Source organism: Paenibacillus sp. FSL H8-0122, from assembly GCF_038005345.1.
In the GTDB taxonomy this organism is placed as follows: Bacteria; Bacillota; Bacilli; order Paenibacillales; family Paenibacillaceae; genus Paenibacillus_AQ.
In genome coordinates this window covers 3,284,274-3,296,243 of the sequence record NZ_JBBOTB010000001.1, presented here as the reverse complement: position 1 = coordinate 3,296,243, position 11,970 = coordinate 3,284,274, and the positions used below count along the sequence as shown (strand labels likewise).

The 11,970-nt window shown below is 52.0% G+C and carries 9 protein-coding genes; 4 read left to right on the top strand and 5 right to left on the bottom strand.

All coding sequences use genetic code 11. The annotated features are described in order from the left end of the window. Positions 1–47: 47 nt before the first annotated feature. The gene (locus NSS64_RS14430; protein ID WP_341140553.1) at positions 48–1,349 is read right to left on the bottom strand and encodes a DUF5050 domain-containing protein; all 1,302 of its coding nucleotides are present in this window, start codon (positions 1,347–1,349) and stop codon (positions 48–50) included. Positions 1,350–1,509: 160 nt separating this feature from the next. Then, positions 1,510–2,358: an ornithine carbamoyltransferase gene (locus tag NSS64_RS14425; protein WP_341140552.1), complete on the bottom strand. Its 849-nt coding sequence runs from the start codon at positions 2,356–2,358 to the stop codon at positions 1,510–1,512. Positions 2,359–2,585: 227 nt separating this feature from the next. On the opposite strand from NSS64_RS14425, the gene NSS64_RS14420 reads away from it, so the two are divergent. After that, the gene (locus NSS64_RS14420; RefSeq protein ID WP_341140551.1) at positions 2,586–3,509 is read left to right on the top strand and encodes a helix-turn-helix transcriptional regulator; all 924 of its coding nucleotides are present in this window, start codon (positions 2,586–2,588) and stop codon (positions 3,507–3,509) included. Positions 3,510–3,666: 157 nt separating this feature from the next. Here the strand turns inward: NSS64_RS14420 and NSS64_RS14415 are convergent, their stop codons facing one another. Genes NSS64_RS14415 through NSS64_RS14405 form a run of 3 tightly spaced genes read right to left on the bottom strand, consistent with a single transcriptional unit; the run spans position 3,667 to position 7,244 of the window. Then, positions 3,667–4,806 carry a toxic anion resistance protein gene (locus NSS64_RS14415; RefSeq protein WP_341140550.1) on the bottom strand — a complete coding sequence of 380 codons (1,140 nt, stop codon included), beginning with the start codon at positions 4,804–4,806 and terminating at the stop codon, positions 3,667–3,669. Between the two features lie 26 nt (positions 4,807–4,832). Further along, positions 4,833–6,518: a vWA domain-containing protein gene (locus NSS64_RS14410; protein WP_341140549.1), complete on the bottom strand. Its 1,686-nt coding sequence runs from the start codon at positions 6,516–6,518 to the stop codon at positions 4,833–4,835. A gap of 18 nt (positions 6,519–6,536) precedes the next feature. Next, the gene (locus tag NSS64_RS14405; RefSeq protein ID WP_341140548.1) at positions 6,537–7,244 is read right to left on the bottom strand and encodes a hypothetical protein; all 708 of its coding nucleotides are present in this window, start codon (positions 7,242–7,244) and stop codon (positions 6,537–6,539) included. Positions 7,245–7,851: 607 nt separating this feature from the next. Here NSS64_RS14405 and NSS64_RS14400 point away from each other — a divergent pair. The 3 genes from NSS64_RS14400 to NSS64_RS14390 all read left to right on the top strand — a co-directional run bounded on the left by NSS64_RS14400 (position 7,852) and on the right by NSS64_RS14390 (position 11,940). Further along, a complete protein-coding gene (locus tag NSS64_RS14400) occupies positions 7,852–8,808 on the top strand; it encodes a DMT family transporter (protein ID WP_341142816.1) in 957 nt (318 codons plus the stop codon). Positions 8,809–9,095: 287 nt separating this feature from the next. Continuing rightward, complete coding sequence (licT, locus tag NSS64_RS14395) at positions 9,096–9,932, top strand: BglG family transcription antiterminator LicT (RefSeq protein ID WP_341140547.1); 837 nt, start codon at positions 9,096–9,098, stop codon at positions 9,930–9,932. A gap of 109 nt (positions 9,933–10,041) precedes the next feature. Further along, a complete protein-coding gene (locus tag NSS64_RS14390; RefSeq protein ID WP_341140546.1) occupies positions 10,042–11,940 on the top strand; it encodes a beta-glucoside-specific PTS transporter subunit IIABC in 1,899 nt (632 codons plus the stop codon). The last annotated feature ends 30 nt before the right edge of the window (positions 11,941–11,970 follow it).

Genomic DNA, 11,970 nt, shown 5'->3' with positions numbered 1-11,970 from the left:
AGCCGAAACTTCCGATATCGGAAATTACGGCTTATTCTCTTTGCCTATTACTTCGCGGAGACCAGTGCTAAGTAGCTAACCGGACCAGTGGACAGCTTGATTTTGGTTTTGCCGTCATTGCTGTACCGGTACAGACAATCGTTATCCAGACCATTGATGTAATACAAGCCGGGAATATTGTCTGTAATTACAGAGTAATCAGACTCAACGCCCGTCATTTTGGTCAAGGATGAATCGGCATTCAGGACGTAAGCATCGGCTGCGGTGAACAATACGGTGGTGAGCGCCGCTCCGTTCTTAACCGTTCTGATATCTTGAACATTCGTCAGCGGCAGCGGCTTGGAGGAGACAATTTTGCCGTTGGCCAGCGTGCTGATGTAGGCTTTGCCTTTGGAATCTGCATAGACCAGCTTATTCGCGGCAATCTCGCTGATGCTGATCACGCTGTTCTGGCTGAGCTGCAGGATTTTCCCGTTCTTATCGATCAGGAAGCCCTTGCCGGTGTTATAGTCCAGCTCATCGCCGGTGGCGTCGACTTTAATGCCTTTGTTGAATAGAAAATAATGGTCGGACCAGGTACCGGCAATAGCGGCGTTGGATTGAAGCGGATTATTGGCATTGGCTGCTTTGGGAGCTCCACCGGTAAGGGGGAGGGTATAGAGCACCATGGAGTTCAGAGAATACTCGGTTTCGGCAGGTTTGTTGTCAATCATAAGGTTAATACTTGTAGCGTATGGATGATAAAATTTGCTCTTCTGAATAGCTCCGCCAGCAATCCACTGAATGACTCCACTTCCGTCACGAGACCTCGAAGCAACCCAGGTTGTGTTGTTCTTCAGCGCATTGTAGTAGATCCGCCCGCTCAAGACGTCGAAGGTCCGGAAATTCACATCGGCATTGTCTGCTATCAGTGTAAGCTGTGAATCATCGTCAGCGTCGGCCAAGGTGCGGTAGATGTGGCCTGTATCATCCAGGAAGTACAGATAAGGACCATCGAACAGGTAATAGAGGATATTCCGGTCCCCGAGGAAGTTAGTAATTAAAGCATCAGGATCGCTGAGGGACAGACGCTGTATCCCCATAGCGCCATCATAGTAAAAATACAGATATTTCCCGGTCGAGTCTAATCCATTGCCGTCATAGTTCTCTGCGATCTTCTGTGTCTCACTTCCATCTGTCGTTACACGGTATAGAACATCGTTAGAGACATAATACACATATGATTTCGTAGAAGCAGCCGCTGCCGCCGTGTGTGACGGTCTGCCTCCCCCAACTGTACCGAGTGACGCCAGTAGCAGTACAAGCAGAAGGACACCTGTTTTTCTGGATAGTAAGTGTAAAGCCTTCATAGTCATTCTCCCCTTCAGCCAATGTGGTGAACATACGAACAAATCCTGTTCTAATTAGATATCGGAGAATTCCGCAGGTTCAAATATACAGCTTAAGCCCTAAAAGGCTTGCATGAAAGAGAAAATAAACCGGTGCGCGGGGACCCATGGTCCTGTACCATCAATGGGATAAGCAATAGATCAGGATGGCCTGCTGAAGATAGATCAGGCTTTTCTTGAACCCGAATCCGGCAAAATATGGCGAAGCAATCACCTCTTCACTGACCTCCTCATTGCGGAAGAAGGGAGGACAGGGGTTCAGCAGCGCTCCGGGTCTTGTCTGCTTCATCCGGTCCAGTGTAATTTGATAGGCGCTGATATACTCCGGCGTGAGGAAACCCTTGGGCAATGAATCGGTAAGAATCACATCGCTCTCCGCTAACACGCTGTCCAGGCTCGTATGAAAGGTATAGCCCGGGTGACTGCCGCTGGCCATCTCATGACCTGGCGTGCAGACATGATGGAAGGATAGATTCAGGGCTTGCGCCGCCTCCAGCCAAGTTCTTGATATATTGCCGGGCGGTCCAACGAAGGTGTAGGTCAACTCCCGGTAGTTGTCCCGGAGGGTGCGCAGAGCATACAGGTCAGCCATAATCTCGCAGGGATGATTATGTGCGGTCATTGCATTAATAACGGGAACAGAGGCGTGTGAAGACAGCTCCTCCAGTTTGCACAGATCCGGGATTCTGGCAATGATGCCATCCCCCCAGTTCTCCAGGTAGCGGACGATATCGCCCGGTGCTTCTTTCTTGTCAAGCGTCTCCGGCGGAAAGGTAATGCAAGACCCGCCCAGGTCACTGATGCCTTTCTCGAAGCTGACCCGTGTCCGCAGACTGGTCTCCGGGAAGAAGAGGATCATGGTCTTGCCTTTGAGCAATGGTTCAGATTTTCGGAGACGAAGCCGGTCGGTTAATTCAAAGATATCCAGAATCTGCTCTGAAGTAAGCTGGTTGATATTCAAAAAATGCATCGGTGTATCCCCCGGTAGATGAGAAATCAGCAATAATTGCCGGTTGAATAAATATACAATAATCAGGAATAGTATACAACCCATTTAATGTTAAAGAGTACATTCTACCGGCAGTTGAATCAGAGGGTATGCAGCCATTCAACCAGCAATTGATAGGATTGTGTATGCTGAAATGCTATGCTGTTTTCGACAGTGCACTGTACATTTGATTAACTTGGAGGTATAACATGCTCGACTTGCGCAGAATTGGAGCTTATATTTCGAAGCTTCGCAAAGATCAGGATTGGACCCAATTGGAGCTTGCCGATCAACTGAATGTAAGCCATCAGGCGGTATCGAAATGGGAGCGGGGCGACTCGCTGCCGGATATTGGAACACTTCCGCAGGTTGCTAGGTTATTCGGCAGAACGGTAGACGATATTCTGAATGCAGGAGACCACGCAGACAGCCGGGAGCACCCGCACATAGGCTTGATTGTTGAGAAGTTCGCAGAGAACAGGCCGGGCCAGGTGGCAGAGCTGGTCAATACCGGTAAGCTGGAGATGGATGAGCTGGTAGAAGTAGCGCCGTTTGTAAAAGCAAGTACTCTGCAAAAGGTTACAGAAGGCATAGACAGCAGCGTGATTAAGCTAGAGGTGATCATGCGGCTGGCTCCTTTCCTTGGAACAGGTACACTAGATGAACTGGTTCATCAGGCGGAAAAGGAAGAAGTGACATGGAGTGCCATTACCGGGCTCGCTCCGTTCGTTAGCAGAGCCACCTTAAGCCGGCTGGTGGATACATCAATTGACGATTTCTCAGAGGTAGACGATCTGGTTGGCATTGCCCCGTTTCTTGAAAGAGAACATCTGGACCGGCTGGTTCAACAAACAGAAGGGCGCAGTCCAAGCTGGCAGTCCATTCAAGAGCTGGCTCCCTTTATAAGCAGGGGAACGTTAGGTAGCTTGGTAGACCGGGTTGCGGATGGCACTGCCGATGCACACCAGATCATGAGTCTTGCCCCTTTTCTGGACAGGGTTGGCCTGGAGAAGCTGCTGGACGGAGTCGAAGCTGAATATCTTAGCCCGGAGCTGCTGGCGAGCCTGGCTCCTTTCCTTGATCAAGGAACATTGAGCAGAATGGTTACAAGCTTATTAAATAAAGCAAAGTAGACACAAGTGGAAACGGCTTTGCCGTCCTTTTAAAGGATGGTACCGTTTCAGCGAGAAATAGAAGAATAAGTTATCGTGTCACACATATTTGCAAAAAACAGAGCACCGGCCTATCCTGCGCCGGGCTCTGTTCTGCGTTAAATCTGGAGAAGCGTTGCTACAGTCCGAGCGTATTCCCCTTTTCCAGCCGCTGAATCTGCTGTTCCCCGTTATCTGCCAGCTCCCGGAACTGGGTAATCGTCTCCCGCATCTTGGGGAGCGCTTCCTGCTTGTAGGTGCTGATCGAATCCAGGGCAGAGAGGACGTCGGTGAAGGCCTGCTTCAGCGTATCGACCGAAATACTGGTTTCGAGCGATTGCTTGTGAATGGCTGCACCCTGCTCCTTAAGCATTCTGGAGGTGCCGCTGATCAGATTGTCGGTGGTCTGGTTCAGCAGCTCGATTTTTTGGAGCACGATCTTCTGGTTGTACAAAGCGCTGGCTACTGTAACCGAAATTTTGAGCGCAGATACCGTAACATTCCTGGCTCTGTCGACTCCACGGATCAGTTCCTTGTTGTTGCGGATGACAACCTCAATAGCCATAATGCCCTGCTGATTGACCACGAGCATCTGCTGCAGATCCATCACCCGCTGGCGCAGGGGGAACAGGACCTCCTCCGTAATGAACCGCACCTTATCCTCATCTTCACTGCGCTGCTTGGCAGCTTCAATCTGCTTCTCGATTTCCTCATCCATCAGGATGCCGAGCTGAATCTCCTTCTTAAGCCGCTTGGTCAGCTCCCGCAGGGTCTGCTGTTCAATCTCAAGTGTCGTGTTGTCATTCTTCAGCACGGCTTTGCCTTTATCCAGGGATAGAATAATATCTGAGATGACGGCATCGGCCTTTTGATATTTGGCGAAATAATTACGCAGGGGGTGGAAAAACTTGCCGAGGAACCCGCTTTTGGCGAAATCGACCGCGCTGGGGTCCAGATCCTTGAGCTGCTGATGCAGCTCGGTTAATCCCCTAGCGACCTGGCCGCCTTCATCCCCGGTCTTGGACAGATTGCCCACCGATACCTGAAGCAGGGAGTTCTTCTCCGACGAGGAGCGCATGGTGCCCATCCCGAAGCTGTCAATCGACTGCAGCACAGCCTTGCGTTTCTCCAGAGACTCGAAGTCCAGCTCCAGGATACTGGAGACATTACTAATCGCCTGCTCCTTAAGCCGGGTGACTTCCTCCGGCTCCGGCTGGACCTGCTCCTCGATGACCGATTTCAGCTTCTCGGGGCTGGGAATTTCCATGGTGAATGACATATGAACCCTCCTTCAGAATATAAAGTCTACATTTGCACGTTGAGCAGGTTTCCGATTTTGTAAACAACATCCTCTGTGTCAGCGTTGATATTGGCCGCCTCGTTGATGCTGGAAATGCTCTCCAGTGCCTTGATATTGGCATTATACCCGATGGTGTATACCGGAATCTTGTAAGTCTCGATCAGGCCGCGGATATCATCCAGGGAATGGCCTTCGTTGGTCTCCCCGTCGCTAAGCACGAAGATCAGGGGCTTCATATCCGGGTTCACGGCCAGCTCATCCTTCAGCATCTTCATCGCAACCACCAACCCGTCGAAGGTAGCCGTGCCGCCCACAGGCTGAAGGCTGTTAATCGCTCCTACGAACATGGACTGCTGATTGGTGTCATATTTGCCGATGGGCAGATTGATGGTCACATCACTGGAATAGGAGACAAAGCCGATGCTGTTGTCCTTGCCGAGGAATTTCTGGCCCTTCAGCAGAGACTCCTTGAGACGGTTCAGCGGCTCGCCGGCCATGCTGCCTGAGACATCGGCTACGAACACTGCCGCAATCGGTTTGCTGCCGTTCTTTTTCTCCTTCCAGAGCTTCTGGGCCGAGGAGAGAATGGAGCCGTCAACCGGTGCCAGCTCGGAGACATAGTCCGCCAGGCCGTTGAAGCCCTTGTCCGCAGCCGTCTTCTGGTACTTATCCTGCTGGACGAATTCGCCGAACTTCTTGATGATCGCCAGCTTCTCCGGCGGCAGCTGCCCGAGTGCATACAGCGGGCTGTCATGTCTTACCCCGAACGGGGTGAACACATAGCCGCTGGTCAGATCCTTCGCATTGACGAAGGTCTGATACTCAAGGACGAAGGCATCCAGCATGCCGGATTTCGCCGCTTCCCGCATTTGCAGGGTGGTGGAGGCGATGAAGGGCACGTTGGCCTGGAACTTCTCGAAGCCTTGAACCGCCTTGTCTCCCAGCAGATCCGTACTGTCGAACGTACTCAGTGCGGTGACTAGGAAATTCAGCCCCGTGGAGCTGGCAAAAGGATCGGTGTACCCCATCGCCAGCTCATTAGCCGCAATGGCATCAGTAATCGTCTTCACGTTGATCGAGCCGTATTTATCGACCAGCTGATCGTATTTCTGTTTGCTCATTACCACTCCGGCTACGTTGCCGGTCAGGCGCTTCGTAACCAATTCGGCCTGCACGCCGCTGGCTTTGACCATCTCGCCCCATAGCTCATTAGAGGGGGTGAAGGCGTCAGGCACATATTTGCCGGAGCGGATATAATCGGCGGCCGTTCCTGAAGCGATATTGCGGATGGCGACAGAGACCGGCTTGCCGTCGACCACGGGATTGGAAGCGTTGAAATCAGCGGCGACCTCATTCAGCCAGCCGTCACCCCCTGTTCCTGACTTCTCCGTGGAGGAGAAAATCTCGACGAAGCTGTCCGTGGTGCTCTCTATGGAGATGGGGAACTTAGAGATATCGGGCAATGAATCGCCGATGGATGCCGGATCAAGATCGATCTGCCCTTTTACAGGCTCAGCACTGGTCACGTTGATATCCTTATAGATGCGGTTCAGTCTTTTGTCGGCGTCTTCGGCAGAGATTTCTGTCTTGGATTTGCCCAGATTGGACGTTAAGGTAATACCGAAATAGACAAGTGCGAAGACGGATGCGGCGATAATGCCGAGTATGAACAGTGTTTTGCCTTTCCTCATAGGTTCATCTCCCTTTCCTTACTGATAGAGTTTCGTCTGCCCGATCAGGGCGGTCAATTCCTGCATGCATGGCATGTCTTCCACATTGCTATAATCTGCGCTGCCCAGCTCGGTAATCTCCAGCAGCAGCTGATCCAGCTTCAGCAGAATTTCCTCGTTGGCTCCGAGGCTGCCTTTGACATAAGTCAGATATTCGTTGTATACGGCTGTTTTTTTCTGAATCAGGGAGCTGGAGAACCGGGTTGAAGCGTTACCGGCGCTGAATCTGGCGAACTCCGCGGCATCGAATACACTGAGCTTGCCCAGCAGCCCCCGGATATTCAGGTAGAAGAGCTTCTCAACCTCCATAATGACGGAATGAAACTTGCGGAAGCTGAGCTCAGCCGGATCGAACCTGCGGCCCAGCACCTGGAGCAGGGCGGACTTCTTCTTCTCAATCCGCTCGATCTGATCCAGGGCGAGGGAGATATCGTCCTTCAGCACCTTCACATTCCGGTGACGGCTGAGGCCGGCAATGTAATCCTCCCGCGTCTCTAATTGCAAGCTGGCGGGTGTGGCAGCCGGAGGTCTGAAGAGCAAGGTGTAACTCCCGTATAGGACGACCAGCAGACTGATGATTAGCAGGGTTACTGCCGATGCCGTTTCCAGCGGGCTTCCGCCGATCTCGACACCGAGCAGGCCGGGAGATAGAACGATGACATTTAAGATGACAACTCCGGCAATCATGCCGAGGAGCTTAACGGGCCCGGATCTGTTCAGGATCTACACCTCCTCCATAGAAGTATATTTGGGGATAGCAGCTTGAATCACATGAATTGGGTTGGAATGAAGGCTATTACAGACTGCTACGTATCGAAACTTGTCAATGTTTCAAATTTTTACGATCGCGCCGGATTGAGGACGGGTCTTCACCATATGTAAGGCTCCTTTCGAATGAACTGCTGAATTGAGTTATATTTTATCATAATTTGGGAGAGGGGGGCTGTCTTTGTATTGTTCATTGGCTGGAGAATTGATTAACAAGAGGTCTATGTCCCTGAATTTCAAATTTAAAAGAATTAAGGCTTGACGCCAGCTTACTTGGCGTGTAACATATGAAGAGTCGTCAACCCGGCACTTAACTCATAACTCTATATTGTTCTCGTATAACCCCGCAGCTATTCAGCTTTTACAGGGCGGGGGTTTCTACAGGAAGCCTATTCTTCCTAACTACGATGATAAGGACCATGAACCAGCGGTCCCTGTCCCGGAGTTAGGATTTTTTGCGTATTGCGGCTGTAATGCAAGTTCAGACGAAACAGAAGATTCAGGAGGCATAACAGACATGAAAGATATGAAATACTTAATCTCCGTACTTGTAGGCGCTATGAGCTACGGCATTTTATCAACGATTGTTGTATTGGCCTACGGGCAGGGTTACAAGCTGGGAGAGGTGGTCGGCACCCAGCTCTTAACCGGCTGTATTCTCGCCTGGCTGCTTGCGTTATATACCAAGCTCAGAGCGAACCGCAAACAACGCGGCACAGCGAACGTTACGGCACCCGCCAAGGCGGTTCCCACCCGGCTGACCTGGAAGCATAGATTGCTCTTGATGATGGCCGGTGCGCCAACCGTGGTTACGGGTCTGCTGTACTATCAGTCGCTCCGGTATATTCCGGCCTCGCTGGCGATTATCCTGCTGTTCCAGTTCACCTGGATCAGTGTGCTGATTCAGGCGGTCAGCAAACGTCAACGCCCTGACAAAATCACGGTGCTGACGCTGATCCTGCTGTTCGGCGGAACCCTGCTGGCTGCAGGTATTCTGAATCAGGGAGCTGCCGAGTTTAACCTGCTGGGGCTGATGCTCGGACTACTATCGGCAGTAAGCTACTCCATGTTCATTATCTTCAGCGGCAAAGCCGTTCCATCGGCCCATCCGGCCTACCGGAGTGCCTGGATGGTCACTGGCGGCCTGGTGCTGCTGTGTATCCTGTTCCCGCCGACCTTCCTGTTTAACGGCATGCTATGGGGACCGCTGCTGCTGTTCGGCTTCCTGCTGGGCTTGTTCGGCGCCTTTATCCCGCCGCTGCTGTTCGCTATCGGGGTTCCGCATATCGGCGGCGGTATGGCCGGTATTCTGGGCGCCGTCGAACTGCCTGTGGCTGTCTTAATGTCCTCGTTCGTATTGCAAGAGCATGTAAGTCTTCTGCAATGGACCGGAGTGGTGCTGGTGCTGCTGGGTGTGGTATTGCCGGAGCTGTATAAGCTGCGGTGGGGTAATGCTCAGAGCATGAGTTCGTCATCGGTCTGAGTTCAGGCGACTGGAAGAGGAGTGTTCCCTGTGAATAGGGGGCACTCCTCTTTGCAGGTTGATAGATTATGTAAGCGCAAACATTTTTGTTGCCAAAAGTGTAATTCAGTGCTATTCTGAATTTGGGATTGTTACTGCAAAGGCAAAACCCAAAACATGGTCACGTGTTTTGGGTTTTGCCTTTCTTTATGTTAAGGGCCCTGCGGGACGCCGTAAGGATTCCTTGACCCGTCTAACATCCTGTAAGCAGTGCCAAATGAAATTCGGGGTAAAGGAGGGCAGCTTGGTTGATTATCGAGAAGATTTTCAATAACAATGCCATTATTGCCAAGGATTCAGGTAAGGATGAATTGGTTGTTATGGGACGCGGCATCGGCTTCAAGAAGAGCCCGGGTGATCCGGTGGATGTCTCTCTGATCGAGAAGACATTTGTACTGAAGCGAAATGACGCGTCCGAGAAATTCAAGGCCTTAATGGCGGATGCCCCCGCCGAATATGTAGCCTTAAGCTATGACATTATCGAGTATGCGAAGCAGACGCTGAAGGCCCGCCTGAGCGATTATATCTATGTGACTCTGACGGATCATTTGACTCATGCGCTGAGGCTTCATGAGCAGGGCATCCATAATGACAATCCGCTTCTCTGGGAGATTCAGCGCTGTTATCCGAGGGAGTATGCCATCGGACATCATGCTATGGGGATGATTGAGCAGGATACGCGTATCCGCCTGCCGGAGGATGAAGCCGGGAACATTGCACTCCACCTGATCAACGCGCAAATGAACAACTCGGGCAACAAGATTGCAGATCTTACCAGGCAGACCCAGCAGATTGATGACATCCTCAATATTGTTAAGTATTCCTATAACAACGAAATTGATGAGCATACCGTCAGCTACGAACGCTTCATCACCCACCTGCGGTATTTCTTCCAGCGTTCGCGCAAGCAGGAGTCTGAGGAGTCCGTGGACGATTTTCTGCTCAAGCAGGTGAGGATGAAATACAGGAAGGCGCATAACTGTGTGCTCAAAATCGAGAAGTATCTGGACCTGAAGCTCCTGGATGAAGAAATCCTGTATCTGACGATTCACATTCAGCGGGTAACGCAAAGACAAACTGAATAAAACCACTTGGATTGTTACTGGTCATGCAGGCGAAACCAAATCAGGCAGGAAGCTGCCGGGATGGTTTCGCCTTTTTCTTATCATTCATCAGGAAACGGGAGGATGTACTATGAAATATGAGGCACTAGCCAAGGATATTATCAAGCATGTCGGCGGCAAGGAGAATATCAACGGACTCAGCCACTGCGTGACCCGTCTGCGCTTCAAGCTGAAGAATGAGGCGGTGGCGAATACAGATGTGCTGAAGAACATGGATGGAATTGTAACGGTAATTCAGAGCGGCGGCCAGTATCAGGTCGTGATCGGCAATCATGTGTCCGAGGTCTATGCCCAGGTGATGACAGCGGGCGGATTGCAGGAAGGCGGATCAGAGACAGCCTCCGGCGAGAAAATGGGTCTGTTCAACAGCTTCATCGACATGATCTCTGGCGTATTCTCGCCGACCCTTGGCGTACTGGCTGCGACCGGGATGATTAAGGGCTTCACCGCCCTGTTTCTAACTGTGGGACTCCTTACCAAGGAGTCGGGGACCTACCAGATTCTGAATGCGCTCGGGGATTGCCTGTTCTATTTCTTTCCGATCTTCCTGGGGTATACCTCGGCTAAGAAATTCGGAGCCAACATCTTTATCGGGATGGCGATAGGCGCTACGCTGGTGTACCCGTCCTTCGGCACGATCACGACGGCGGGCGAACCGCTGTACACGCTTTTTAGCGGAACAATCTTTGAATCGCCTGTGTACATTACCTTCCTGGGGATTCCGGTCATCCTGATGTCCTATACCTCCAGCGTTATTCCGATCATCATCTCGACTTATATTGGCTCCAAGCTGGAAGCCTTCTTCCGAAAAGTGACCCCGAGCGTGGTACGTACCTTCCTCGTCCCGTTCTTCACCCTGCTGGTCACCGTTCCGCTGGCGCTGATTGCCATCGGACCGGTCTCCACCTGGGCCGGACAGCTGCTGGGGCAGGGAACCTTGTTCCTCTACAACCTCAGTCCGGTTATTGAGGGGCTGCTGGTAGGCGCGTTCTGGCAGGTCTTCGTCATCTTCGGGCTGCACTGGGGTCTGGTGCCGATTGCCCTCAATAACATGGCTGTACTGAAATCCGATCCGATTCTGGCGGCTTCCTTCGGCGCTTCGTTTGCCCAGACCGGTGCTGTGCTGGCGATTATGCTGCGCACCAAGAATGCCAAGCTGAAGTCATTGTCGATTCCGGCTATGATATCAGGGATCTTCGGAGTTACGGAGCCTGCCATTTACGGGATTACGCTGCCGCGCAAGAAGCCGTTCATCTTAAGCTGTGTCGCGGCGGCGGTCGGCGGCGGTATCGTTGGTCTGATGGGCACCAAAGGCTATATTCTCGGCGGTCTGGGGATATTCGGTATCCCAAGCTACATTAGCCCTGACGGGATGGATAAAGGCTTCTACGGCGCGATTGCCGCCATTGTAATCAGCTTCATTCTCGGATTCATTCTTGTCTTCTTCTCCGGGTTCAAGGATGAGGAAGCGGTGGACAGCAAGAGCAGCGGGACTGCCCGGAGCATTTTGGTGAAGCAGGAGACGGTGGGAAGTCCGCTGAAGGGCCAGATCAGAGCCTTGTCGGAGCTGACGGACGAAGCTTTTTCTACAGGCGCAATGGGCAAAGGGATAGCGATTGAACCGCTGGAAGGCAAGGTGTACTCTCCCGTTGACGGGGTACTGACCACCTTATTCGCCTCCGGCCATGCGATCGGCATCACCAGTGATAACGGGGTCGATATTCTGATTCATGTCGGGAAGGACACGGTCAAATTGAAGGGCAAACACTTCACCCCCCGGGCCAAGCAAGGCGATACCGTCACCAAAGGCCAGCTGCTCATGGAGTTCGACGTTGCCGCGATCAGAGAGGCGGGCTATACGCTGACCACGCCTGTGATTATCTCCAATTCCGGCGAGTATCTTGATGTCATTGAGACGGACCAGAAGAGCATCGATTACCGCGAGAATCTGCTGACCGTCATGATCTAACCGGTATCCTAATCCAATCTCAGGAGGAAC